General features: G+C 68.0%; 21 protein-coding genes and 2 pseudogenes. 3 read left to right on the top strand and 20 right to left on the bottom strand.

Going from position 1 to position 25,716, the window contains the following annotated elements:
- Positions 1-10 precede the first annotated feature (10 nt).
- From CFB81_RS21970 to CFB81_RS21935, 8 genes and pseudogenes are all read right to left on the bottom strand, one after another.
- On the bottom strand, positions 11-1,060 hold the full coding sequence (locus tag CFB81_RS21970; RefSeq protein WP_089436495.1) for an LLM class flavin-dependent oxidoreductase: 1,050 nt from the start codon (positions 1,058-1,060) through the stop codon (positions 11-13).
- 46 nt (positions 1,061-1,106) lie between these two features.
- Positions 1,107-2,057: an ABC transporter substrate-binding protein gene (locus CFB81_RS21965; protein ID WP_089436494.1), complete on the bottom strand. Its 951-nt coding sequence runs from the start codon at positions 2,055-2,057 to the stop codon at positions 1,107-1,109.
- 74 nt (positions 2,058-2,131) lie between these two features.
- A complete protein-coding gene (locus CFB81_RS21960) occupies positions 2,132-2,692 on the bottom strand; it encodes a GNAT family N-acetyltransferase (RefSeq protein ID WP_069616625.1) in 561 nt (186 codons plus the stop codon).
- Positions 2,693-3,163: 471 nt separating this feature from the next.
- A complete protein-coding gene (locus CFB81_RS21955; RefSeq protein WP_089436493.1) occupies positions 3,164-4,087 on the bottom strand; it encodes a recombination-associated protein RdgC in 924 nt (307 codons plus the stop codon).
- A 263-nt stretch (positions 4,088-4,350) separates the two neighbouring features.
- On the bottom strand, positions 4,351-5,385 hold the full coding sequence (locus CFB81_RS21950) for a succinylglutamate desuccinylase/aspartoacylase family protein (RefSeq protein WP_089436492.1): 1,035 nt from the start codon (positions 5,383-5,385) through the stop codon (positions 4,351-4,353).
- Positions 5,386-5,633: 248 nt separating this feature from the next.
- The gene (locus CFB81_RS21945) at positions 5,634-5,909 is read right to left on the bottom strand and encodes a hypothetical protein (protein ID WP_089436491.1); all 276 of its coding nucleotides are present in this window, start codon (positions 5,907-5,909) and stop codon (positions 5,634-5,636) included.
- Between the two features lie 250 nt (positions 5,910-6,159).
- Entirely contained in the window at positions 6,160-7,716 is a 1,557-nt protein-coding gene (locus CFB81_RS21940) for a sensor domain-containing diguanylate cyclase (protein WP_089436490.1), read from the bottom strand.
- A pseudogene (locus CFB81_RS21935) lies at positions 7,692-8,057 on the bottom strand (zinc ribbon domain-containing protein); the annotation flags it as partial. The gene CFB81_RS21940 and the pseudogene CFB81_RS21935, both read right to left, overlap by 25 nt.
- Before the next feature lie 282 nt (positions 8,058-8,339).
- Here CFB81_RS21935 and CFB81_RS21925 point away from each other — a divergent pair.
- From CFB81_RS21925 to CFB81_RS21915, 3 genes are read left to right on the top strand one after another with little or no spacing between them, the layout of a single operon-like run.
- Positions 8,340-11,216 carry a xanthine dehydrogenase family protein molybdopterin-binding subunit gene (locus CFB81_RS21925; protein WP_089436489.1) on the top strand — a complete coding sequence of 959 codons (2,877 nt, stop codon included), beginning with the start codon at positions 8,340-8,342 and terminating at the stop codon, positions 11,214-11,216.
- The gene (locus CFB81_RS21920; RefSeq protein ID WP_089436488.1) at positions 11,213-11,902 is read left to right on the top strand and encodes a (2Fe-2S)-binding protein; all 690 of its coding nucleotides are present in this window, start codon (positions 11,213-11,215) and stop codon (positions 11,900-11,902) included. Before CFB81_RS21925 ends, CFB81_RS21920 begins: the two co-directional genes overlap by 4 nt.
- Entirely contained in the window at positions 11,899-13,161 is a 1,263-nt protein-coding gene (locus tag CFB81_RS21915) for a cytochrome c (RefSeq protein WP_089436487.1), read from the top strand. Before CFB81_RS21920 ends, CFB81_RS21915 begins: the two co-directional genes overlap by 4 nt.
- Before the next feature lie 91 nt (positions 13,162-13,252).
- Here the strand turns inward: CFB81_RS21915 and CFB81_RS36200 are convergent, their stop codons facing one another.
- The 12 genes and pseudogenes from CFB81_RS36200 to CFB81_RS21860 form a co-directional block, all read right to left on the bottom strand.
- The gene (locus CFB81_RS36200) at positions 13,253-13,405 is read right to left on the bottom strand and encodes a hypothetical protein (RefSeq protein WP_179234933.1); all 153 of its coding nucleotides are present in this window, start codon (positions 13,403-13,405) and stop codon (positions 13,253-13,255) included.
- 130 nt (positions 13,406-13,535) lie between these two features.
- On the bottom strand, positions 13,536-14,027 hold the full coding sequence (pal, locus tag CFB81_RS21910) for a peptidoglycan-associated lipoprotein Pal (RefSeq protein WP_089436486.1): 492 nt from the start codon (positions 14,025-14,027) through the stop codon (positions 13,536-13,538).
- 325 nt (positions 14,028-14,352) lie between these two features.
- Complete coding sequence (locus tag CFB81_RS21900) at positions 14,353-15,564, bottom strand: porin (protein WP_089492357.1); 1,212 nt, start codon at positions 15,562-15,564, stop codon at positions 14,353-14,355.
- Positions 15,565-15,900: 336 nt separating this feature from the next.
- Positions 15,901-16,080 (bottom strand): annotated as a pseudogene (locus tag CFB81_RS36895) (helix-turn-helix domain-containing protein); the annotation flags it as partial.
- Positions 16,081-16,448: 368 nt separating this feature from the next.
- Positions 16,449-17,894: an NAD-dependent succinate-semialdehyde dehydrogenase gene (locus tag CFB81_RS21895; protein WP_089436484.1), complete on the bottom strand. Its 1,446-nt coding sequence runs from the start codon at positions 17,892-17,894 to the stop codon at positions 16,449-16,451.
- A gap of 153 nt (positions 17,895-18,047) precedes the next feature.
- A complete protein-coding gene (locus CFB81_RS21890; RefSeq protein WP_089436483.1) occupies positions 18,048-19,352 on the bottom strand; it encodes a cytochrome c in 1,305 nt (434 codons plus the stop codon).
- A gap of 15 nt (positions 19,353-19,367) precedes the next feature.
- Positions 19,368-21,587, bottom strand: coding sequence for a xanthine dehydrogenase family protein molybdopterin-binding subunit (locus CFB81_RS21885; RefSeq protein ID WP_069616577.1), 2,220 nt, complete (start codon positions 21,585-21,587; stop codon positions 19,368-19,370).
- Between the two features lies 1 nt (position 21,588).
- Complete coding sequence (locus CFB81_RS21880; protein ID WP_006479019.1) at positions 21,589-22,044, bottom strand: (2Fe-2S)-binding protein; 456 nt, start codon at positions 22,042-22,044, stop codon at positions 21,589-21,591.
- A 144-nt stretch (positions 22,045-22,188) separates the two neighbouring features.
- Positions 22,189-22,488: a putative quinol monooxygenase gene (locus CFB81_RS21875; RefSeq protein ID WP_069616576.1), complete on the bottom strand. Its 300-nt coding sequence runs from the start codon at positions 22,486-22,488 to the stop codon at positions 22,189-22,191.
- A gap of 92 nt (positions 22,489-22,580) precedes the next feature.
- Positions 22,581-23,639: an NADP-dependent oxidoreductase gene (locus CFB81_RS21870; RefSeq protein WP_089436481.1), complete on the bottom strand. Its 1,059-nt coding sequence runs from the start codon at positions 23,637-23,639 to the stop codon at positions 22,581-22,583.
- A 233-nt stretch (positions 23,640-23,872) separates the two neighbouring features.
- Positions 23,873-24,493, bottom strand: a complete 621-nt coding sequence (locus CFB81_RS21865; RefSeq protein WP_089436480.1) for a TetR/AcrR family transcriptional regulator — start codon at positions 24,491-24,493, stop codon at positions 23,873-23,875.
- Between the two features lie 169 nt (positions 24,494-24,662).
- The gene (locus CFB81_RS21860) at positions 24,663-25,682 is read right to left on the bottom strand and encodes a DNA-binding protein (protein WP_089436479.1); all 1,020 of its coding nucleotides are present in this window, start codon (positions 25,680-25,682) and stop codon (positions 24,663-24,665) included.
- Positions 25,683-25,716 lie beyond the last annotated feature (34 nt).

Here is a 25,716-nt window from a genome sequence, read left to right as displayed (position 1 = left end):
GATGGGAGCGTCATGCGTTCTGGTCAGGGGAAAGGGAGCGGTCGGCCGCGAGGGCCGCCTGCAACGGCGTGGTGGACAGCGCGCCGCCGAGCCATTCGGCCGATGCGAGCCGTGCCGCGTAGTCGGATACCGGCGAATCGATCACGAACGCATCGACGTCGAGCCGCCGGCTCAGTGCGTCGAGCGCACGATGCACGCGCTCGGGCGTATCGGCCAGCACCGTCGGGCGCAGCTCGTCGATCCGGTAGTCGGACGCGCCGCTTTGCCGCGCGAATTCCGCGGCCGCCTGCGCGCTGCCGAGATTGAAGCTCTGGCCGCCCGCGAACTGCAGCTTGAAGATCTTCAGCGGCCCGATCAGCCGCTCGGCCTCGTCGCGCGTCGGCGCGGCGACCGCGTACAGCGCGACGAGCGGCTTTTCGCCGCCCGCGCTGCGGTATGCGTCGAGCGAGCGTTCGAGATTCGCGTCGTCGCCGTTGAAATGGCCCGCGTAGCAGAAGCGCCAGCCGTTGCGCGCGGCGAGCGCGCCGCTGTCCGGCGAGCCGCCGAGCAGGACGCGTTCGGGCAACTGCGGCGGCACCGGCATCGCGACCGCGCCGGCGAGCGGATGATCTTCGGCCACGCCCCAGCCGAGAAACGCGTCGAGCTCCGCGAGCTGCCCCGCGAAATCGGGCTTGCGCGCCTTGTCGTGGAACCACTGCAGCGCGCGCGTGGTCAGCGGCAGCCCGCCGGGCGCCTTGCCGATGCCGAGATCGACGCGGCCCGGCGCGAGCGCGGCCAGCAGCTTGAATGTTTCCGCGACCTTGAACGGGCTGTAGTGCTGCAGCATCACGCCGCCCGAGCCGATGCGGATGCGCGACGTGTGCGCGAGCAGGTGCGCGACGACGATCTCCGGTGCCGAACTGGCGAACCCCGGCGTGCCGTGATGTTCGGCGACCCAGAAGCGCGCGTAGCCGAGCTGTTCGGCGCGGCGCGCGAGCGTGGTGGTGAAGCGCAGTGCGTCGGCGGCGTTCGCGCCGTCGGCGATCGGACTCTTGTCCAGCAACGAAAGCGAATAAGACATGGTGAGCGGCGTTCCTGCGTGAGCGTGGATGGACGGTTGCGGGCGCTCAGCTTTTCGGCAGCCCGGGCGGATTCGTGCGCGACTGGTCGATCGCTTCGGACGCGAGGTTCCAGCGGTCGAGTACCTGCTGGTAGCGGCCGTTCTTGATCAGCCCGTTCAGCGCGACGGTCAGCGGCTCGGCGAGGCCGCTGCCGCGGCGCGTGGCGATCGCGATGTCGGCCGTGCGCGGCCAGCCGCCGCTGATCGCGCCGACGAGCCGCGTCTTGCCTTGTTGCGCGCTTTGATACGCGAGCACCGAGTTCACGCTGAACACCACGTCGGCCCGGCCGGACTGCACGGCGACGATGCGCATCGCCTGGTCGTCGTAGTACTGGATCTGCACGGGTTTCAGCCCGTGCGCGACGTTGTCGCGGTCCCACGCGAGCAGGATCTTTTCCTGGTTGGTGCCGGCGTCCGTCACGATGCGCAGCCCCGCGACGTCCTTCGGCTCGCGGATCGACTGGATCTTGCTGTCGTTGCGCACGTAGAAGCCGACCTGATCCTTGCGGTAGGTCGAGAAATCGAACTTCTGCTTGCGCTCCTCGGTGACGGTCACGTTCGAGATCACCGCGTCGACTTTCCCGGATTCGAGCGCGAGCGGCCAGTCGGCCCACGCGAGCGCGACGATCTTCAGCTTGCGACCGAGGCTGTCCGACACGAGCTGGCCGACGTCGGCATCGAAGCCGATCACCGTGCGAGCGTCGGTCGCATAGGAGCTGATCGGCGGCAGGCTCGGCGCGATGCCGATCGTCAGCGTGCCGTGCTCGGCGAACTTGAACGACGCGGGCACCGCGCGCTCGACCGCCGCATCGGCCGTGCCGCGCGGGCGGCCGCGCTGCTCGGGGCTCAGGTCGAAGGTCGCGGCGGCCGCGGCCATCGCGGCGAAGGCGCTCAGGCCGATCAGCGCGGCGGTCAGCGTGCGCACGGCACGGGATGAAAGCGGTACGGCTCGATGCATGAAAACGTCCTGTCGTGGAAGCGTGGAATCGTTGAAAGCGGAATGGGCGACGTGGAATGCGGGGCGCCGTGCGCTCAGCGCGGCAGCGCCGCTTCGGGCACGGGCGCCCACAGGTCGGCCAGCGTCGACGTGCGCGACGGATCGACGAGATCCTTGCCGAAACGGAGGTGGAAATACGCTTCGGGATCGATCGACGAATCGAACAGCCGTGTGTAGCCGGTGCGGTCGTACAGCGCCCACGCTTCGGGTTGGCGAAAGCCGGTGGTCAGGTAGAGACGGCGGTAGCCCTGTTGCGCGGCGCGCAGTTCGAGCGCTTCGACGATGCGCCGCGCGAGGCCCTGGCGGCGCAGGTCGGTGCGGGTCCAGATGCGTTTCAGTTCGGCGGTCTGCGCGTCGTAGCGCTTGAACGCGCCGCCGCCGATCGTCTCGCCGTCGCGCAGCAACAGCACGAACGCGCCTTCGGGCGGCGCGAACAGCTCGGCCGGGTAGCGCGCGAGTTCGTCGCGGGCCGACGCGCGGCTGTCGGGGCGGTATGCGTCGTAACGGGTCGAATACTCGTCGATCAGCGCGTCGATCAGCGGCTGCGCGCGGACGTCGAGCGGCGTCGTGTCGATGATGCGGTCGTTCGTGGCCATGGGCATCGCGAATGGCGCGCGATGCGGACGTTCCTGGCGGGATGCGGGCACGCGGCCCGTCCGGTCTGTTCCGTTATCGCGACGCAGTTGTCGTGATGGCGGCGGCTGTCGTGCTGCGTGCGACGCATCCGGCGTGCCGCCGCCGTTTCGAACACGTTAGCGGCGCGGCCGGCAAAGACGAACGAAGCAATTTCGATAAGGATTTCGCGGAAGGCGGAAGAAGGCTTGCAGGAGGAGTGGGGTGGGGTGAACGGGCGGGGTGGGGCCGTGCCCGTTCGAGGTGTGTAAGACGCGGCTGATCGCCGAGAGTTGGCGCGGTGTTGTCGTTTCGACGGCCGGCCGGTGATGTCGATTCGGGGCGGGCTTGTCGGCAGCGCGAGCGCTCGGCCGAGGCCCGCCGCCGGCGTGGCGACGGGTTCTCCTCGAATTGTCGGGTCAGCGCGGCGCGATGATCGTCGACGACGGCGGCATTCAGGCTGCCGCCGCCTGAGGAATCGCGTCCTGCCGATCGCCGCCCAGGATCTCGACAAGACTGCTCAGCATCCGCGCCAATTCACCCGTCATCAGCGTGAAGTCCGAATCGAAGCGTTCATCGTCATTCTGCGCGGTCGGATCCGCCGCCTCCTTGATCACGTCGAGCGGCGCGACGCGCTTGATCGTCAGCGACGGCGTCAGCACGAACGAGATCCGGTCATCCCAGGTCATCGCGAGGCGCATGCATTGTTTGCCGGATTCGATGTGCCGGCGCATGTCGTTCGCTTCCAGTGCGTGGCCGACGTATCGCACCGTGGCGCCGCCTTCGCCGCTCGAGCGCAATTCGGCGTCCTGATCGACGGTGAATCCGCCCGGCGCGTCGCCGGACAGCAGCCAGTCCGTCATCGCGGCGACCGGCGAGCGCGCCAGCTGAACGCCGGCGAGCGGCAATTGATCGATCGATTTGACGAGCAGGCTGCGAACGTCGTCGGCAAGCGCCTGGGCCGCCGCATCGATGACGAGCCAGCCGTTCGCCGTGTCGATCCACACGCGGGTATCGCGGCGAATGCTGAACGCGCGCGGCAGCAGTTCGTCGGTCACCTGTTCCTTGAGTTCGCGCAGTTGCTTCCGGCCGACCTTGAAGCCCTGCTGCTCCTCGACTTCGAGCGCACGCGCCTTGGTCACCTGATTGACGACCGACGCCGGGAGCAGCTTCTTTTCGGCACGAAACAGCAGCAGCATCTGCCGGTTGTTCGAATACACGAGCGCGCCGTCGTCACGCGGCGACGCCCATCCGGCGCGCTGCATTTCGACGCTGCTGCCCGGCTGGAACGCGTGAGGCGCCAGCCATTTTTCCATCTGGTCGGGGGTGACGGCCCAAGGGGCCGGAAGACGATGAAGCTGAAGGTTCTTGAACCACATGGGAGAACGGGCAAAGCGCGTCATTCTATATGACGGCGAGGGTTGGCGGGCGGGAGCGGTCGCTCGACGTCGGCACCAGGGGCGGTGACGGTTCCTGCCCGAGTCTGTCAACGGCCGCGCGCCGATGCAGGGAAAGGTACGACGGGGCGGAAATTGACCGATACCGAGCCACGGCGATACAGGCGAGTGCAATACCCAAAGCCGGGTCGCGCCGAAGGACCGCAACGAGTGGCGGATTCAACCGAAAGAGTCGGCCGCCTTCCTCACCCGACGACACGCGGCGGCGTCGACAACTCCGCCAACTGAAACAGACAATCCCCGCGCTGGACCTGCGCGGGTACCCGCTTGCACACCACTTCGCCATCGCCGTTGAACCGGTGCAGCACCGGTTCACGCAACGGCGTATCGGGAAAATGCACCCACGCGGCCGGCTGCCCGGCTTTCACCTGGTCGCCGAGTTCGACGAGCGGCTCATACAGCCCGCGCTCGTACGCATAGACGAAATGACGATCGCCGTCGACGCGCATGAAGCGCGTGACGGTCGGCGGCGCGTCGGGCACGAGCGCGCCGTGCAGCAGCCCGATATGGCCGAGGTAATGCAGCAGCCCCTGGCGGCCGAGCCGGATCAGCGACGGATCGGCCATGCCGGCGCCGCCGAGTTCGGTGACGATCGAGATCGCGCCTTGCCGACGCGCGGCCGACGCCGAATGCACGGGATTCGGCGCGTGCAGCAACGCGTTCTGCAACCCGAACGCGACCAGCAGCCCGTGGAGCTTCTCGGCTTCGTCGGCGTCGAGCGGATCGATCGCGAGCATGTTGCCGCCCTGGTACAGCAGCGAGCTGCCGCCCGAATGCAGATCGACCAGGTACTGCGCGCGCGACAGCAGCGCGTGCTCGATGTAGTGGGCGATCATCTGCGTCGGCGTGCCGGTCGGGTCGCCGGGAAAACTGCGGTTCAGGTTGCCTTCGTCGAGCGGCGACACGCGCAGGCCCGCATCCGCCGCCGGGAAATTCGCCATCGGCAGCAGGATCAACTGGCCGCTGACCATGTCGGGTTCTATCTCGCGCATCAGTTGCGACACGATGATCTGGCCTTCGTACTCGTCGCCGTGGTTGCCGGCCATCACGAGCGCGACCGGGCCGTCGCCGTTGCGGATCGACGCGATCGGAATCGGCAGCCAGCCGTAGGCGGAGCGGTGCACGGAGTGCGGCAGCCGCAGGTAGCCCGCGTGCTTGCCTTGCGCGTCGAGATCGATTTCGCAGTGGATGGGGTTTCGGGGGGAGGAAGAGGCGGTCATGGCGGTATCGTTCGATGAACGGAATCTGCCATCTTATAGGGGAAACCGGCAACGCGCGGCGGGCGGGGCGGGATCAATCCGGATACGCGCGGCTGCGGCCGGGCGCAGTGCCTTGCGTCGCCGGCCTGATACGCGCGACCGCGCGATGTTGCAGCGATGAACGCATGCCGGTGCGCCGGCCGGCCGCATTCGCGCGTCGCGTTTCGCGCCGGTCCCTTGTCGCGGCGGGGCCGGCGCGCACAACGGGCTTACCGGCCGGATGTTTCAGCTTCGAGACGTCCTTCTTCCCACAGTGCCCAGAAACGGCTGCCGGCGCGATACGGATTCGCACGCCGCGCGGCGTGATCGGCGACACCCTGGCGAAACGCGCCGTATAGCGTGAGCGGCGGATTGTCGATGCATGTGGCTTCGTACGCGGCCGGCATCCGGCGGTCGGACACGAGCCGGCGAATCAGCGATGCGCCGTCGATCACCGCCTGTTCGTCGATGATGTCGGTTCGTGCGAGGACGTCGACGGTATTCATGTTGGGCTCCCTGGAACGTTCTTTCCCCATCAAGGAGCAATAAGAATGCCAGCCGGTAAATGCCGCTCTCGGCCTCGATCGTGCAGGCTTCTGCCGTCATCGTGCCGCGTGCCGGACGGCGATGTTACGGAACACGTCACGTGACACGCGAACGCGCGGCGCCCCGTGCGAACCCGCAAAGCGTTTCGGAATTGAATCGTCGGGCGGCGGCAGGCCGGGAAAGGGCGGATGCGCGGCGCGCATCGGCGGCTCAGGTCGTGGCGGCCGGCGCCATGCGGCGGCTGCCGCTGCCGCTCGAGTAGAAGCAGTAGATGCCCTTGCCGGCCGACTTCGCGTCGTACAGCGCGCTGTCGGCCTGCTGGATCAGCTCGTCGGGCGAGCCGTGCCCGTCGTCGAGCGCGATGCCGATGCTGATCCCGATGCAGACGGTCTCGCCGATCGACAGCGCGTACGGCGCCGAAATCTGCCGGATGATCCGCGCGGCGAGGATCGAGCATGCGTGCATCGTCGTATCGTCGATCGCGACGATGAATTCGTCGCCGCCGATGCGTGCGGCGAGCTCGCCCGGCGGCAGCGTCTTGCCGAGCCGCTCGGCGACCTGCATGAGCACTTCGTCGCCGGCCTGGTGGCCGAAGCGATCGTTGATCGACTTGAAGCCGTCGAGGTCGAGATACATGACGGCGAGCGCGGGGCTCGGCAGCCGCGGCCGGCGCGCGAGCATCCGCTTGAGCGCCGCATGCAGTTCGTGGCGGTTCGGCAACCCCGTCAGCGCGTCGTGCCGCGCGAGGTGCCGGATATGCTGTTCGGTCTGGCGGCGCGCGGTGACGTCCTCGACGATGATCACCGCGTTGCCGTCCGGCACGCGGTGGCGCGTCAGTTCGAGCTGGCGGCCGTCGGCGAGCACGATGTCGAGCGGCGCGGATTCGCCGCGGCTCAGCCACGCATCGCACTGCGCGGCGAGGCCGGCGCCGCCGGGATCGGTCACGGCATGCGCGCCGAGCGCGGCGACCACGGCCGGCAGCGGCGTATCGAGCATGATCTCGCGCGGCGAGCCGAACAGTTGCGCGGTGCGCCGGTTTGCGACGATCACGCGGCTGTCGCCGTCGATCATGCACAGGCCGTGCGGCATGTAGGTGAGGGCCGCGTCGAAGCGTGCGACGAGTTCGGCGTTGCGCTGGCGTGCGGCAATCAGCGCGACGAGCACGCGGTAGTGACGCTGCACGACCGTACGCATCGCCGCCAGATAGATCACGAGCGGCGGCACCAGCAGCCACGCGCCGTTTCGCGGCGCCAGCAGCGCGCCGACGCCGATCGGCAGCACGCCGAGCACGACCTGCGTCATCGCGAGCCGCGGCAGCGCCGAATTGCGCGACGCGATCCCGCCGAACACGCCGCCCGCGACCATCACGGACAGCGTGCCGAGCTCGACGTCGGCGGCCTGCACGCAGCCCATCACGCCCAGGCCGAGCACGAAGCATGCGACGAGCGACACGGGCGCATAGCGCATCGCCCAGTACTCGGTGCGATCGTCGCCCGCGTCGCGCCGCACCGTGTAGGCTCGTACGATCGACAGGCGCGCAACGAGCAGGCCGACGTCCAGGACGAGCCATGCGAGGCACCACAGCTGCTGCAGCCGCATCAGCGCGACGGCCGCGACGAAGCCGCTCGCGAGCCCGGACAGCGCCATCGGGCGTATGTCCTCGAACAGCGTCACGAGCATCGACGGACGCAGCGCGGCCGTCACGCGGTGGTTGCCGGAGGGGGGAGTGGCGAGAACGGAGTTCAGGAGAGACGCTCTGACTGCCATGATTGTCGACCTCGACACGATGTCTCGATGGCTGGCGGCGCCCGCACGGCACGTGGCGGAAGCCCGGCCGAGCCGGATGCGCACAACATTACCTTGACGTCCTCCTCTCCGCAAAGGGAGAGAATTCCCACACCTGGCGATGCACGTCGGCATCGGAGAATGTTCAGCGCAGCGTTGGTATCTCGATCATGCTCGACACCACAGTCACTGCAGGCCCATTCTCTTACTCGCAGTCCCGCGATACCTTTCGGCAGCGTCGTGCTGTCTTTCGACCCGCACGCCGAACAGGACTGGGTCGAACCGCTTTCGTCGACTTCCTCGAACGTGGCCCCGTGCGCGGTCGTCAGTCCCGGCTGCGAGCGGCTTGCGGATTCGGCGGCGCAAAGGCCGGGGCGTTGTGAACGGCACGATGTACGACGGCATCCGGCCGCACGCAAACGGCCAACGGATCGCCCCGCGACCACCCGTCGCAGCCCGGCTGAAACCCGTTATAAGAATTCCAATAAGTATTTCATGCGGGAAATACTATAGGCGATATATCAAAAACAATGCCAGAATGCGCGCCGCTCCGAACGCCGCGACACCCGATCGCCGTCCGAGCCGCCTCAGGAGGTTTCCCCCCAATGAAAAACCACGGCCTGTCACGGCGGGGTTTTCTGAAAGCCAGCGTGCTGGCGGGCGTCGCGGTGTATGTCGCGCCCATCGGCAGCCGCGCGTTCGCGGCGCTCTTCGAAGAAAAACTCCTCACGCCCGTCAAATGGGATAGCGTCACCGGTATCCCCCAATTCCGCATCGACGGCATCGCGAAGGTCACGGGCTCGAAAGTGTTCGCCCGCGACGTGCGCGCGGCCGACATGCCGCACTGGCCACAGCAGCAATCGCACGCGCTGATCCTGCGCGTCACGCAGGCCGACCGGACGTACGAAGGCTTCGACCTGTCGCTGCTCGGCGACGAGCTGAAACCGGACCGCGTGGTCACGGCCGACGATCTCGCGCGCGACGGCGTCGCGTTCCCGACGTTCTACGGCGACGACATGCTGTTGCCGGCCGGCAAGACGCCCGCGTATCTCGGCCATGCGGTCGCGATCCTGATCTATCACGACTTCGCGCGCTTCCGCTTCGCGAAGAACGCGCTCAAGTTTCGCGACGACGTGATCCGCTACGGCGCGGTCACGGGCCCGCTCGAGCGCGATCCGTGGGGCACCTTCCGCTACGTGCGCGTGGGCGGCAAGACCGCCTATGACGACGACGTCTATTCGAGCCTGAAGGACGCGCCGATCTTCCCGAGCATGATGCGCAAGCACCTGCCGGTATGGCCGGACGGCAAGGAGCACGGCAAGCTCGACGAGCAGGGCATGTTCCTCGCCGGGCAGATCGCCGCCGAACTCGACCATCCGTCGGCCGACTGGCTCGTGTTCGACCGCGAATACAACACGCAGTCGGTCGACACGGCCGCGCTCGAACCCGACAACGCGAACTGCTGGTACGACGCCGCGACGCAATCGCTGCATCTCGTCGTGCCGACCCAGTCGCCGCTGGAAGTGTCGGAGAACGCGGCCGCGATGGTCGCGAAATGCCGCTTCCCGGTGAAGAAGCTGTTCGTGCATCCGTGCTACACGGTCGGCTACGGCTCGAAGGATCACTTCAACGTGCCGTTCTACGGCCTCGTCTGCGCGCTGTACGCGGACGGCCGCCCCGTGCGTTTCGCGAACGATCGCTACGAGCAGTTCCAGACGTCGCTGAAGCGCCACGCGTTCAAGATGCATTACCGGATCGCGGTCGACCGCAACACGGGCCTGCTGCAGTCGTTCAAGGGCGACTTCGAGGCGAACGGCGGCGGTCGCTCGAACTTCTCGCCGTCGGTCGCGATGGTCGGCGCGACGGCCGCGCAATCGATCTACTACTTCCCGAAGAGCGACCTCGCGGCCGTCGCGATCGCGTCGCGCGCAATCGACGCCGGGTCCGCGCGCGGCTACGGCACGCTGCAGAGCATGGCCGCGACCGAGATGGCGGTCGACGAGATCGCCGCGCAACTGAACATCGACCCGATCGACTTCCGGCTGCGCAACGCGCTGCGTTCGGGGATGAAGAACACGCAGGGGGCGATTCCCGCCGGCGCGCTGCGCGTCGACGAAGTGCTCGAGCGCGCGAAGCAGCATCCGCTGTGGACGCGCCGTGCCGCGCGCAAGGCCGAATTCGAGGCCGCGCATCCGGGCAAGCGCTACGGCGTCGGCTTCGCGTGCGTGCAGAAGGATTTCGGCACGGGCGCGGAAGCGTCGTTCGCGAAGGTCGAATTCGACGAGCACGGCAAGGTGTCGCTGCAGCACACGGCGGCCGAGATCGGCACCGGGATGTCGACGTCGCAGGCCGTCGCGGTCGCGAAATGGCTCGGCCGGCCGGCGACCGACGTGCGTGTCGCGCTGACCGAATGGCCGGACCTGCCGGTCGAGACGAGCGGCGACCCGTACCTGATGTCGCAGGCCGATCAGGACCGCCTGAGCGCGAACCCGCGCTGGTCGCCCGGTTATGCGTCGCCGTCGAGCGCGACGAACTCCGCGTACTACTTCACGCACAGCACGCGCGAAGCCGCGCGCGCCGTGTTCCGCTACGGGCTGTGGCCGGCCGCGATGTCGATCTGGACGCGCGGCCTCGGCGGCGGCCAGGCCGCGCCGTACACGATCCGCATCGAGGATGCACGCTGGGTCGACGGCAAGCTGACCGCCGACGGCCTCGAGCCGCTGACGTTCGAGCAGCTCGCGAAGCAGGCGCATGCGCTCGGCCTGCCGACCGGCGCCGTCGTGCACGTGTTCAACCGGTGGCAGTGGACCGACGCCGAATTCGAGGTAGGTGGCGCAATCGAGCGTCTGCCGATCGACGGGCTGTCGCTGCGCGTCGGCGCGCCGAAGACCGGCGACGACGGCCCGCTGCCGGGCACCGCCGCACCGGCCGGCGCGACCGCGCTGCGCGGCACATTGCCGCCGACCGCGAACGGCTATCGCGTGCTCGATCGCAAGCGCGTGTTCATCCCGCCGACGAGCCGCAACAACGCGGCCGTCACGTACTACACGGCGGTGGGCACGCTCGTCGAGCTGGCCGTGCACGAAGCGACCGGCAAGGTCGAACTGCTCACGCATCACTCGATCATGGAATGCGGCAACCAGATTTCGCCGCAACTCGTGTCGGGCCAGTTGCAGGGCGGTCTCGCGATGGGCATCGGCCATGCGCTGCACGAGTACCTGCCGCTCTACGAGGACGGCCCCGGCAACGGCACGTGGAATTTCAACCGTTACCCGTTGCCGCGCGCGTCCGACGTCGCCGTATGGACGCAAACGGGCGACGTGCTGCCGCCGCTGTCCGAGACTGATCCGCCGAAGGGCGTCGCCGAAGTGGTGATGATTCCCGTCGTCGGCGCGATCGTGAACGGCATCGCGCACGCGATCGGCCATCGTTTCACCGACCTGCCGGTGACCCCGCAAAAGATTCAGGAGGTGCTCGCATGACGACCGTCCAAACCGCGGCTTCGGCCGCGAGCGTCGGCGCGTCCGCGTCGAATGCGGCTTCGGCCGCTCCGGCATCCATACCCGCTGCACCTGCTGCACCCGCTGCGGCTTCGGCACCCGTCGAGCGTCCGCTCGTCCGGTTCCAGCGGAAGCCGCTGTCGGTCAACATCAACGGCAAGTCGGTCGGCCCGATGCCGGTGCCGGAAGGGCTGATGATGATCGAGTTCCTGCACGAGTACCTGGGCCTCACCGGTTCGCGGCTCGGCTGCGGGCAGGGCGTCTGCCACGCGTGCGTCGTGATCGTCGACAAGCCGGACGGCACGAGCGAGGAGATGCGCACCTGCATCACCGGCGCGCACTTCTTCCACGGCCGTTCGATCCGCACGATCGAAGGCCACGCGAAGCGCAACGAAGCCGGCGAGGTGGTCGAGCTGTCGCCGATCCAGCAGAAGTTCCTCGAGCACTTCAGCTTCCAGTGCGGCTACTGCACACCGGGTTTCGTCAACGCGGCGACCGTGCTGATCGAACGCCTGAAGCGCGAGCCGATCGCGAAGGCCGACGTGGAACGCACGATCACCGACGCGCTCGATGCGCACCTCTGCCGCTGCACGGGCTATGTCCGCTACTACGAAGCCGTGAAGGACGTGGTGCTGACGACGCCGGGACTCGTGAAGGAAGCCCCATGAAACGCACACTCGCTCATCGTGCCGCGCGGGCTGCGGGCGTGCCTGCGCTCGCAGCGGCCTGCGCGCTGCTGCTCGCCGCCTGCGGTGGTCATGGCGCGCCGGCGTCGAGCGCGGCGTCCGGCGCGCCCGGCGCCGACGTGGTCGCGCGCGGCCGCTATCTCGTCAAGGCCGCCGACTGCGCGGCGTGCCACACCGCGAAGGACGGCGCACCGTTCGCCGGCGGCGCGGCGCTCGAATCGCCGTTCGGCACGTTCTACGGCTCGAACATCACGCCCGACAAGGATCACGGGATCGGCGGCTGGAGCGCGGACGACTTCTACGCCGCGCTGCACGACGGCAAGGCGCCGGGCAAGCGCCTGTATCCGTCGATGCCGTACACGTCGTATCGGCAGCTCACGCGGGCCGACGCCGACGCGATGTACGCGTACCTGATGACGGTCAAACCGGTCGCGCGGGAAAACCGTGCGCACGACCTGACGTTCCCGTACAACCTGCGCTTCGGCATGGTCTTCTGGGACATGCTGTTCCTGAAGGACAGCCTGCCGGATGCGTCGGCCGGCCAATCCGCCGACTGGCAGCGCGGCCGCTATCTCGCGGGCGCGCTCGGCCACTGCGCGGAATGCCACACGCCGCGCGCGTTCACGGGCCAGCTCGACGGCGCGAAGCCGTTCGCGGGCGCCGCGCTCGGCCGCGTGGCCGCGCCCGACATCACGCCGGCCGGCCTCGCCGCGCGCGGCTGGACGGGGAGCGACCTGCAGACGTTCTTCGGCGTCGGCATCGCGCCGCAAGGCTCCGCGTTCGGCGAGATGTATCCGGTCGTGCACCTGAGCACGCAGTACCTGACCAAGGACGACCTGCGCGGCCTGTCGACGTACCTGCTCGGCGATACGCCGCCCGCGCCGCAACCGGTGAAGCCGGTGTCGGCCGATGCCGCGCAGCTGGCGGCCGGCCGCTCGGTGTATCTCGCGGTGTGCGCGGGCTGTCACGGCTTCGACGGCGAAGGCAAGCCGCACGTGGCGGTGCCGATGAACGGCAATTCGACGGTGCGTCAGCCCGACTCGCGCAATCTGCTGGTCGCGATGCTCGACGGCATCGACGAGCAGAAGTTCGCCGGCTTCGACAACCTGCAGCCGATGCCGGGTTTCGCGAAAACGCTGAGCGACGACGAACTCGCGCAGCTCGCGAACTACCTGCGCGCGACGTGGGGCGGCCAGCCCGCGAGCGTCACGCCGGCCGACGTGAAGGCGATGCGGCAATAAATCGGGCAACGAAGCAGGGCGTCGCGCGCGACGCGGCCGGGCACCGGCCGCGCTTGTACGTGACGCCCGTTCAAGCCAGTTCGGCGGCGCGTCAGTAGCCGCCGCCTCCGCCACTGCCGCCGGCGCCGCCGTACCGGCTCATGCCCGGTCCTTGCGACACGCCGCCGCCCGACGACGTACAGCCCGCCGACAGCACGAGCACCAGCGCCGCGATCAGCGTCGCAGCCAACGTTGCCGATTTCATGGCAATCTCCTTGCAGCGCGCAGGCCACTGGAAAGGCGGTTCGCGTGAACCGCGCGTCTGCGCGATGACAAGACGTTTCGGCGGGGCGCTTATTCCATGCTTTTTGCGTATCGCCGCGGCGGCGCCTGGATCAACGATAGACGAGATCGGCGCGGCGGTTCTGCGCCCACGCTTCCTCGTCGTGGCCGGCCGCGACCGGCTTTTCCTTGCCGAGGCTGACGGCCTCGAGTTGCGTCGCCGGCACGCCGAGCGTTTCAAGCGCGCTCGCCACGGCCTGCGAGCGGCGCTGGCCGAGCGCGAGGTTGTATTCGGACGTGCCGCGCTCGTCGGTGTTGCCCTGGATCAGCACGCGCCGCGCGGGATGGCTGCGCAGGTAGTCGGCGTGCGCCTGTAGCAGCGACTGGAATTCGGGCTTCACCGAGTACTGGTCGAAATCGAAGTAGATGCTGCGCTTGGCGAGCGGGCTGTTCGGATTGTTCAGATCGTCGGCTGTTACCGTCGCGACGGCTTCACTCGAGGGCGTCGGCGCCGCGCCGGCATTCTCGGGCGTCTTCGCCGCGTGGTGGCAACCGGCCAGCAGGACGAAAGTTGCCAGGACCGCAATTCGCTTCATTTTGCTCATCGTTCTTCTCCAGCGGTTGACTGCGTTGAAAGCGGGGCGCGTGCCATTCGCACGCAGCCGTCCGGTCGCCATGGCGCGAAAGGTCCGGCTCCGTTGCCGTGATGCAGGTTCGTAAGCCGGTGGTGCGCCAGATGAAAGAATGTCGCGGCCGGAACGCCGGATCGCGGCGTCGCTGCAAACAGATTAGGAAAAATGTCACAACGTGCCCAGTTTCTCCGCATTTTTTGCGCAAACGCGACAGCCGGGAGGCATTCTTGCTTCCGCGCTTGGCGTGCGGTACGCGATGCCCGCCACGGCGCGTGACGGCGCCGCCCACGCCGCATCGTCAGAACTTGTGTCGCAGTCCCAGCGCAACGACGGCCTGATTGCTGTTCGCGGAAGGCGTCATGGTCCAGACCGTCGCGTTGAACGCCGGATTGCCGTTGCCGCCGCTCACGCTCTGGTATGTGCCTTCGAGATACGCATCCGTGCGCTTCGACAGCGCATAGTCGGCCTGTGCGACGACCTGGTTCCATTTCGGGCGCGTCTGGCCCGTGCGGGTGTCGAAGCGGCCCATCGTGTATGTGTACGCGGCGGCGACGCTCAGCGCGCGCGTGACGAAGTAGCGTCCGTCGATCGAGAAGTTGTCGAACACCAGCGATTCGCCCTTCAGCGGCGCGATGTTGCCGCCCTGGAGCACGCCCGTCACGCCGTCGGTGGTCGAGTGCGACCACGCGGCGCCGACCGAGTGCGGCCCGAACGCGTAACGGCCGGCCATCGCCCAGATCTGCTGGTTGCCGCCCGTGATCGTCGCCGAGCCGTCGACCGTGCTCAGCGCGCCGTCCGGGTTCGGCGCGTTGCGGTCGCGGCTGATCTTCAGGTAGCCGGCGCCGAGCTTCAGCGGCCCGTTCGCGTACGACACGCCCGAGCTCCACACCGCGTTGTTGGAGAACTGGCCGGGCGTGTTCGAGAACCCGATCATCGCGCCGAAGGTCAGCCCGCGAACCGTCGGGCTCGTGTACTTCACCGCATTGTTGATGCGCAGGTTGCGGTTCGAATCGTCGTTGTCGTACGGGTGGACCGCGAGATTGCCGCCCCAGCCAGGGCCGGACGCGCCGAGCGGCGTCACGAAATCGAGGATCAGGTCGTACTGGCGGCCAAACGAGAGCGTGCCGGCCGTCCTGGATTCCACGCCGAGCCACGCCTGACGGCCGAACAGATCGACGCCTTTCTGCGACAGCTTGCCGGTGGTGCCCGAGAAGCCGTTTTCGAGCGCGAAGACCGCGGCCATTCCGCCGCCGAGATCCTCGCGGCCGCGCAGCCCCCAGCGCGACGCATTCAATGCGCCGCTCGTCATCGCGACGCCGCCGCTGCCGGGCGAGCCGGCACCGCGGGTGCGCTGGTTGGTCGAATAGGTGATCGACGTGTCGATCAGGCCGTACAGCGTCACGCTGCTCTGGGCAAGCGCGACGTCGGGCACGAAGCCGGTCAGGCAGGCGGCAATGAGGGTCCCCGCGACGCGTGCGCCGGCATGCTGATTCGTTTGGCAGGAATGCATAGGCGTTTTGTTGTTGTTGGACCGGCCTGGCGGCCGATGGATCGAGCGGTCATTATTGGAGATCGTGCGTCGGTCGATTAAGGCGTTGCACAGGAAAGGTCCTCTGCGGAATCGCTCGAAATCGCGGTGGGGAGACTTGCGGGGAGGCGGTCGGGAAGGGGGCGGGCGAGGCGAGGTGCAGGGTTCGGCGTCGGTCATCAGCTTCCTGACCGTCTCCTTGGCCAGCCGAATGCCGTGACACTCCCAGAGCTTCTCGCAGGCCAGCGTCGGCCCAAAATCGGCGTAGCGCTCTCGAATAATGGTCAAGGCGCGTAACGCGAGCCCGTCGTCGAGCTTGCGGTTGCCTGGCCGGCCACGACGGCCCGAAGCGACGCCGCCAGGTCCGTGCTCGCGATACCGGATGACCAGCCGTTCTACCTGGCGCACGCTCAGGCCCAGCCGTTCGGCTGCACGCCCGGGCTTCAAACCCATATCCACCACGGCCTGGATCACCTTGAGTCGATCAAGCTCTCGCATCGTCAGTGTCACCAATCCGGCTGGCTGCATGGTCGGCTCCCGCGCTTGCTCAACGAGCCGTCCAGCATGCCAGCAGTCAAAAACACGACATCTGTAAATAGCCAGAACACGACATTAGGATATGGCTGCCACAAACGGAAATGTCGATAATTCACGTTATGTAAAATAGTGAATCGACACGACCGGCCTCCAAACCGCGGATCCCAGCAATCTCGAACGCATCGAAGATATCGCGCCGATAGCACCGGACGCTGAACGCTGAAGCTTCCCCAGCCTCTTTTTCAGCTATGCAGCGAGCGTCGCGAGAAATCTGTCAGCGCAAATCGGGCGCGCCCCCAAACAGCAGCGCGCCCACCCTCAACCGACCATCAAACCGCCATCACCGTCACCGATTTCGTGACGAGATACGGCTCCAGCGCTTCCGGCCCGCCTTCCGACCCGTATCCCGAATCCTTCACGCCGCCGAACGGCATTTCCGGCCACGGCGTCGCCGGCTGGTTGATCCACAGCATCCCGACTTCGAGGCGTTGCGTCAGCAGATGCACGTTCGCGAACGACCGCGTGAACGCGTAGCCGGCCAGCCCGAACGGCAGGCGGTTCGCCTCGGCGATCGCATCCTCGAGCTTGTCGAACCCGCGAATCGCAGCAACGGGGCCGAACGGCTCGTTGTTGAACACGTCCGCTTCGAGCGGCACGTTCGCGATCACGGTCGGTGCGAAGAAGTTGCCTTCCGCGCCGATCCGCTCGCCACCGGTTTCGATGCTCGCGCCGACCTTGCGCGCGTTGTCGACGACCGACGCCATCGCGGTCAGTCGTCGCGGGTTCGCGAGCGCGCCGAGCGTCGTGCCTTCGTCGAGACCGTTGCCGACCTTCAGCCCTTGCGCATGCTTGACCAGCGCGCGCGTGAATTCGTCGCGGATGCTGTTGTGCACGAGGAAGCGCGTCGGCGAAATGCAGACCTGCCCCGCGTTGCGGAACTTCGCACCGCCGGCGGCCTTCACCGCGAGCGCGACGTCCGCATCCTCGGCGACGATCACCGGCGCGTGCCCGCCCAGTTCCATCGTCGCGCGCTTCATGTGCTGGCCCGCGAGCGCGGCCAGCTGCTTGCCGACCGGCGTCGAACCCGTGAACGTGACCTTGCGGATCACCGGGTGCGGAATCAGGTACGACGAGATTTCAGCGGGATCGCCGTACACGAGACCGATCACGCCCGCCGGCACGCCCGCGTCGACGAACGCGCGCAGCAGCGCCGCCGGCGACGCCGGGGTTTCTTCCGGCGCCTTCACGAGGAACGAACAACCGGTGGCGAGCGCCGCGCTCAGCTTGCGAACGACCTGGTTGACCGGGAAATTCCACGGCGTGAATGCCGCGACCGGGCCGACCGGCTCCTTCACGACCATCTGCTGCGCGCCGAGATTGCGCGGCGGCACGATCCGGCCGTACACACGGCGCCCTTCGTCCGCGAACCATTCGATGATGTCGGCCGCCGACAGCACTTCGACGCGCGCTTCGGTAAGCGGCTTGCCCTGCTCCTGCGTCATCAGTTGCGCGATCGTGTCGGCGCGCTCACGCACGAGCGCGGCTGCCTTGCGCATCGTCGCCGCGCGTTCGTGCGCGGGCACCTTGCGCCATGCTTCGAAGCCGCGCTGCGCGGCGGCGAGCGCACGGTCGAGATCGGCGATGCCCGCGTGGGCCACCTTGCCGATCGCCTTGCCGGTCGCCGGGTTGACGACGTCGATCGTCTTGCCGCTCGCGGCGTCGACCCACTCGCCGTCGATCAGCAGTTGCGTATCCGTATAAGTCACGTTAGCCATCCAGACACCCCTACATTGCGTCGATAAAACGCGCGCTGCCGCGAACGGCCGCACGCCGGTTGACAGAAAAAGCCAAGCCGCCGGGGCAGGCACGCACCCGGCGGCGTCGACGGCAGGCACGGCGGCCCGCCCTCGTTGCGCGGCGCGCCGTGCTCAGTGCGCGGCCGCCGTCGCCTTGCGGAGTTTCGCGACGTCCGCCGCCTGCACGGCCGGCGCGCCGTTGTTCCAGCCGGCGCGCATGAACGTCAGCACGTCGGCGATCTGCCGGTCGTTCAACTGGTTCGCGAACGCCGGCATCGGATACGCGGACGGCACGCCGCCGATCACGAGCGTGTCGCTACCGTTCAGCGTCACGTTGATCAGCGACGACGCATCGGTCTCGAGCACGTTCGGATTGCCGGCGAGCGGCGCAAGCAGCGGCGCATAGCCGCGCCCGTCCACACCGTGGCAATGCAGGCAGTAAGCGTTATACACCTTCGCGCCCGGATCCGTTGCCGGTCGGCCCAGCGCGGCCTGCGTCGCCTTCGGATCATAGCGGTACGGCGGCGCGCCCGTGCCGCCTGCCGCCGGCAGCGATTTCAGATAGCGCGAGATCGATGCCAGATCGTCGTCGGTCAGTTCCTGCGTGCTGTGGTTGATCACGCTCACCATCGAGCCGAACGCGGTCGCGTGCTGGTTCGCGCCGGTCTTCAGGAACTGCGCGACGTCGGCCTCGTTCCAGCGGCCGAGCCCGGTGTTGTGCTCGCCGGTCAGGTTCGACGCGAACCAGTTGTCGATCGCCGCACCCGACAGGAACGCCGCGCCGCTTTCGTCGAGCGCCTTCTCCTGGAAGCCGACGCCGCGCGGCGTGTGGCACGACCCGCAGTGCCCGAGCCCCTGCACGAGATACGCGCCGCGGTTCCACATCGCGTCTTTCGCCGGCTTGTCCGCGTAAGGCGTCGTGTCGAGGAACACCACGTTCCACAACGCGAGCGGCCAGCGCATGTTGAGCGGCCACGGAATGTCGGACGGCCGGTTCGCCTGCTTCACCGGTTCGACGCCGTGCATGAAGTACGCATAGAGCGCCTTCACGTCGTCGTCCTTCAGCTTCGCATACGACGGATACGGCATCGCCGGATACAGGTTGTGACCGTCCTTCGCGACGCCCTTGCGCAGCGCGCCGGCGAACTCGGCTTCGGTATAGCCGCCGATACCCGTCTCCGGGTCGGGCGTGATGTTGGTCGTGTAGATCGCGCCCATCGGCGTGACCATCTTCAGGCCGCCCGCGAATGGCGTGCCGCGCGGCGCGGTGTGGCACGCGACGCAGTCGCCGGCTTTCGCGAGATACGCGCCGCGCGCGACGAGCGCACTGTCGGCGGGTGTCGTTTGCGCGGCCTGCGCGGCCGTGCCGGCCATCAATGCGGACAGCGCGAGCAGCGACGCGCGGAGCGCAGTCAGGTTCAGGGTGATATGTCGCATGGTCGTCCCCTCCCCTCAGGCCGTTTTCAACTGGTTGCCGACCGGCAGCTTGCGCAGCCGCGTGCCGGTCGCCGCGAAGATCGCGTTCGCCAGCGCCGCCGCGGTCGCGGCCGTGCCCGGCTCGCCGATCCCGCCCGGCGCCTCGCCGCTCTTCACCAGATGGACTTCGATCGGGGGGACCTCGTTGATTCGCATCATCCGGTAGTCGGTGAAGTTGCTCTGTACGACGCGGCCGTCCTCGATCGTGATCTCGCCGTACAGCGCGCCCGTGATCCCGAAGATGATGCCGCCCTGCACTTGCGCCTCGATCGTGTTCGGATTGACGAACATCCCGCAATCGACCGCGCACACGACGCGCTTGACCTGCACCTCGCCGCCATCCACCGCGACGTCGATGACGATCGAGAAGAAGCTGCCGAACGCATGCATCACCGATACGCCGCGTCCTTGCCCCTTCGGCAGCGACGCACCCCAGCCGGCCGCCTTCGTCGCGACGTCGAGCACGTTGCGTGCGCGCGGCGTCTTGTCGAGCAGCGCGCGGCGGTACTGGACCGGGTCGGTCTTGGTTTGCACGGCCAGTTCGTCGATGAAGCTTTCGACGACGAACGTGCTGCGCGTCGGCCCGACACCGCGCCAGAACGCGGTCGGTACGTGCCGCGGCTCCTGGCGCACGTAGTCGACGAGCTGGTTCGGCAGGTCGTAAGGCAGCTCGGCCGCGACCTCGACCGCGTCGGGATCGACGCCGTCCTTGACCGCGGGCGGCGCGAAGCGCGCGAGAATCGACGAGCCGACGATCCGGTGCCGCCATGCGACCGGCTTGCCGTTCGCGTCGAGGCCGGCCGAGATCGTGTCGTAGTAGCACGGCCGGTACATGTCGTGCTGGACGTCTTCCTCGCGCGTCCAGATCACCTTCACCGGTGCATTGACCTGTTTGGCGACCTTCACGGCCTGCCCGATCATGTCGGTCTCGAGCCGCCGGCCGAACCCGCCGCCGAGCAGATGGTTGTGCACGACGATCTTGTCCGGCGACAGGCCGGTGAGCTGCTGTGCGGTATCGCGCGCCCGCGTCGGCACCTGCGTACCGACCCAGATCTCGCAGCCGTCGCCGCGCACGTGCACCGTGCAGTTCACGGGCTCCATCGTCGCGTGCGCGAGCAACGGCTGTTCGTAGACGGCGTCGACGCGCGTCTTCGCGTTCGCGAACGCGTTGCCGACGTCGCCCTCCTTGCGTGCGACCGCGCCCTTGCCGTTCGCCGCCGCCTGCGCGAGATCCGCGAACAGATCCTTCGTCGACACCTTCGCGCCCGCGCCTTCGTTCCACTTCACGACGAGCGCCGAGGCGCCGCGCTTCGCGGCCCACGTGTGATCGCCGACCACCGCGACCGCGTTGTCGACGCGCACGACCTGGCGCACGCCGGGGATCTTCTTCGCGGCCGTGTCGTCGACGCTCGCGACCGTGCCGCCGAACACCGGGCTGTTCACGATCACCGCGTACAGCATGCCGGGCAGGCGCACGTCGAGTCCGAACTGCGCGGTGCCGTCGACCTTCTCCGGCGAATCGAGGCGCTTCGCGGGCGTGCCGATCAGCTTGAAATCCGCCGGCTGCTTCAGCGCGACGTCCTTCGGCACCGGCAGCTTCGCCGCGGCGTCGGCCAACTGGCCGTACGATGCGCGCCGGCCGCTCGGCGGATGTTGCACTTCGCCGTTCGCCGCGCGGCAACTGGCCGGATCGACGTTCCATTGCTTCGCGGCCGCCGAGACCAGCAGCGTGCGCGCCGTGGCGCCCGCGCGGCGCAGCGGTTCCCACGCGTAGCGTACCGACGTCGAGCCGCCGGTGAGCTGGCCGCCGAGCAGCGGATCGAGGAACAGCTTCTCGTTCGGCGGCGCATGATCGAGCGTCACGCTCGACAGCGGCACCTCGAGCTCTTCCGCGATCAGCATCGGCAGCGCGGTATAGACGCCCTGCCCCATCTCGACCTTCGGCATCACCAGCGTGACCTTGCCGGCGCGGTCGATCTGCACGAATGCGTTCGGGGCGAACACGCCCGACGGTGCGGGCTCGGCCGCGTCGCCGCCGATCACCGAGCGGCGCGCATCGTCACCCGCCGCCGGCAGGCTGAAGCCGAGCAGCAAGCCCCCACCGGCCGCCGCGCCGAGCGACATGCCGAGTTTCAGAAACGACCGGCGCGACACGCCCGCGCCGGCCCGACCTGCTTCGATCAGTCCTCGGGACATGTCATGCCTCCTTAGCGGCTTGTTTGACGGCCGCGCGAATCCGGTGGTACGTGCCGCAGCGGCAGATGTTGCCGGCCATGGCCGCGTCGATGTCGGCATCGCTCGGGTTCGGGTTCGACGCGATCAGCGCGGTGGCGGCCATCACTTGGCCCGACTGGCAGTAGCCGCACTGGACGACATCGAGCTCGCGCCACGCCTGCTGGACCTTGTGGCCGGCCGGCGTCGCGCCGACGGCTTCGATCGTCGTGATCTTGCGGCCCGCGACGGCGGCGACCGGCAGCACGCACGAACGCGCGGCCACGCCGTCGAGATGCACGGTGCACGCGCCGCATTGCGCGATGCCGCAGCCGAACTTGGTGCCGGTCAGGCCGACGACGTCGCGCAGCACCCAGAGCAAGGGCATGTCGTCGGGGGCGTCGACCGAGCGGGTTTCGCCGTTGATGTTGAGGGTGATCATTCAGCCTCCGGGGCCGTTGTATTGGGGAGCGGCGCGAACGATGCGCGCTGCGTCATGGGGGCGTCGCCGTTGCGTCGTGCGCAACGGGTGCCGCGCGGCCCGGGTGCGGGCGAGCCGCGGCGGCGGTGTTGCGGGCTTGCGTCGTTACTCGGCCACGTCGATGGCCGACAGCACCTTGATGACGGGCGGTGCGGTGAACCAGTCGGCCGACTTCGTGCGGAATTCGCCGAAATACGGGCTCGCGAGATGCGCGTCGAACGCCGCCTGGTCGTCGTAGATCTCGTACAGATGCAGGGTTGGCGAGCCGTCCTGCTCGCGGAACAGGTCGTAGCGCCGGTTACCCGGCTCGGTGCGCGTCTTCGCGACCATGCTGCGCAGTTCGGCCTCGGCGGCCTGCGCGTGTTCGGGTTTCAGGAACAGCGAAGCAATCACGTGAAGCGCCATTTTCTACTCCTTTGAAAACGGAAACGAGCATGCCACAAGCCGGCGTCTCGCGACGCCAGCGTGCAGCGGTTGTCTGTCGCCGAGCGGCGGGATCAGGCCAGTTCGTCCGGGCCGACGCGCACGACGACCTTGCCGAAATTCTTGCCGGCGAGCAAGCCGATCAGCGCTTGCGGCGCGTCGGCGAGATCGGGCACGACGTCCTCGAGCGTCTTGACCTTGCCCTGCGCGACCCACTCGCTCATGTCTTTCAGGAACGGCGCATAGCCGGTTGCATAGTGATCGAGGATGATGAAACCCTGCACGCGGATGCGCTTGCGCAGGATCGCGCCCATCAGCGCCGGCACGCGGTCACGGCCGGTCGACACGGCGTTGTCGTCGTATGCCGCGTCGTTGTAGTGCGCAATGATGCCGCAGACGGGCACGCGCGCATGGTCGTTCAGCAGCGGCCACACCGCGTCGAACACCGCGCCGCCGACGTTCTCGAAATACACGTCGATGCCGTTCGGGCACGCGTCCTTCAGCTTCGCGGCAAACGCCGGATCGCGATGGTCGACGCACGCGTCGAAGCCGAGCGTACCGGTCACGTATGCGCACTTGTCGGCGCCGCCCGCGACACCGACCACGCGGCAACCCTTCAGCTTCGCGATCTGGCCGACCACCGCGCCGACCGCGCCGCTCGCGGCCGCGACGACCACGGTTTCGCCGGCCTTCGGTTCGCCGATCTTCAGCAGCCCGGTATATGCGGTGAAGCCCGGCATGCCGAGCACGCCGAGCGCATATGACGGGTGCGCGAAGTCGCGGCCGAGCGGGATCAGGTCGCGTCCGTCGGACAGCGCGTAGTCCTGCCATCCGGCGCCGGCAACGACGAGATCGCCTTCGCGAAACGCGGGCAGATTCGACGACACCACGCGGCTGACCGTGCCGCCGACCATCGGCTGGCCCAGTTCGGCGGGCGGCGCATAGGACGGCGCGTCGCTCATCCGGCCGCGCATGTACGGGTCGAGCGACAACCAGACGGTACGTAGCAGCACCTGACCGGGGCCGGGAACCGGCACGTCGCCGGTTTCGGCGCGGAAGTTGTCCGGCGTCGGTGCGCCGACCGGGCGCGAATTCAGGACGATCTGGCGGTTTGCGGTCTTGCTTTGCGGCATGTGAGCCTCCGTCAACAGGAATGAACGTGCTTCGTGGGCACGATCGGATCAGGGATGGACCAGCGGAAAGTGCACGCCCGCGACGGCATCGGCGGTCGGGCCGGTGCGATCGCCGGCAGGGGTGGAAACGATCGGGACAGCGTAACGCGGCGTGAAGCGTTCGTCATGAATGATTGAGTAGACCAGTCGTCTAGGATCAACGCAAAAACAAGGCGCGCCCACGCGCGCCCGGGCTACGACTGCGCGCCGCCGGGCGCAGCCGGCGGCAGGTTCAGCATGCGCCGCGTTTCCGCCATCGCCCTTTCGAGCGGCTGGCGGTTGCGGTGAATCTTTTCCAGCAGCGTCGCGCCCAGCCACAGCTCGTACAGGATCGCGGCCGTGTGCGACGGATCGTCGACGCCGCTCAGCGAACCGTCGGCGAGCCCGGCCTCGATGCCGCACGCGAGCCGCTCGATGATCTGGCTGGTGCCGCGCCGCAGCACCGCGCGCATCGCTTCCGACAGATCCGACACCTCCGCGCCGAGCTTCACCGCGAGGCACTTGCCTTCCGGATCGTCCGCGCATTGCGTGTGCAGCCAGTTGCCCCAGTACGTCATCAGACGCTCGGCGCCCGTGCCGGCCTGCTGCTCGAGCAGATTGTCGAGATGCGCGAGATAGCCTTCGAAATACGATTCGAGCAGCGCTTCGCCGAATGCCTCTTTCGAGCCGAAGTAATGGTAGAACGAGCCCTTCGGGATGCCCGCCGCGGCGAGAATCTCGTTCAGACCGACCGCCGAGAACCCCTTGTGGAGCATGATCGGCTTCGCGATGTTCAGGATGTGCTGGCGGACTTCGGCGCCTGAAGATGCATTCATGATGGCGTATGGTAGCAACGATTAGACCGGTCGTCTAGTAACGTCGAGCCGGCATGTTGAGCGGCACTTTACCCGATCCCCGTCTCCTGCCCAATGCTTGGCCGGCGCGCGCCTCGCCCGCGTGTACCGTCTGCGGGTGACGCGTCATGTCGACGGCTCGGTTTCGCCGTCAGCGCGGCGCTTCGTCTGCGCGTTTTCTCGTGCGCGCCCGCCGCTCGCTCCGCTCGGCGGCCGGGATGGTCTTGATGCCGCGTAACGGCGGCCGGCGCACCAGCGCCGCCAGCTCGCGCCTCAGCGCATCGAGTTCGGTGCTGCGCGCCGCGTCGGCCGCCAGTGCGCCGTCGAGCTGCCCCTGAAGCACGCCGCAGCGATGCAACGCATCACCGAGTTGTGCCTGTAGCGCGGCCGCTTCCTTCCGCTGCTGCGCGTCGCGCTGTTCGGCGCGCGATGTCGCCGCGTCGAGTTCCTTTTGCAAGCGCGCGGCCGCGAGCCGCTCGCGATCGATTTCCTGAAGCGCCCGCTTCTCCGATGCACGCAGCCGCTCTTCGGCGCGGCCGGCGTCGTCGCGCAGCCGGTCGAGCTGAATGGTGAAGTCCGCACGAGCCTGCGCGAGTGCACGATCGCCCTCCGCGTTGTCGGCCTTCAGGCGTTCGATATCGGCTTGCATCGCTCGCCGCGATGCATCGTCCGCGGCTCTCACCTGCTCCAGTTCCTGAATGCGGACCTGCGCGGCCAGCAGCGCGGCCGTGCGTTGCTCCAGCGCGGTTTCGGTGCGGGCCAGTTCGGCTTGCAGCGTCGCCACTTCCGTCCGCGCCGCTGCCCGCTCGGCCTCGACTTCCGCGCGCAGCGCGTCGAGTGCGGCGGCCGCGTCGGTACTCGACCGGTTCCACAGCGCCGCGACCAGTTCGCCGGCTGCCGCCTGCAGATCGGCCGGCAGGTCCGGATGCTCGATGCGCACACGGCTCTTTTCCCGCAGCTCGGCCCAGAACTCGCCGAGAACCGCTGTCGGCGTGCTCATGCTCCCCTTGCGCACGAGCTGGTACAGGCGGTTGGCCGTCGGCGTGATGCCGAAACGGAAGAACAGCAGTGCGCAGGCTTCGCGGTACAGCTCGCGAGTTTTCGGGAAGTCGGCCTTGAGGCGCTCGATTTCGGCGGTCAGGCGGAGTTCGTCGGCAGCGAGATCGGACATGATCGGTTTAGGAGGAAATTTCGTCAATAATATA

Source organism: Burkholderia sp. AU28863 (assembly GCF_002223195.1).
Taxonomy (GTDB): Bacteria; Pseudomonadota; Gammaproteobacteria; order Burkholderiales; family Burkholderiaceae; genus Burkholderia; species Burkholderia sola.
Note: the sequence above shows the minus strand (reverse complement) of the source record. Positions and strands in the feature narration are given on the sequence as shown.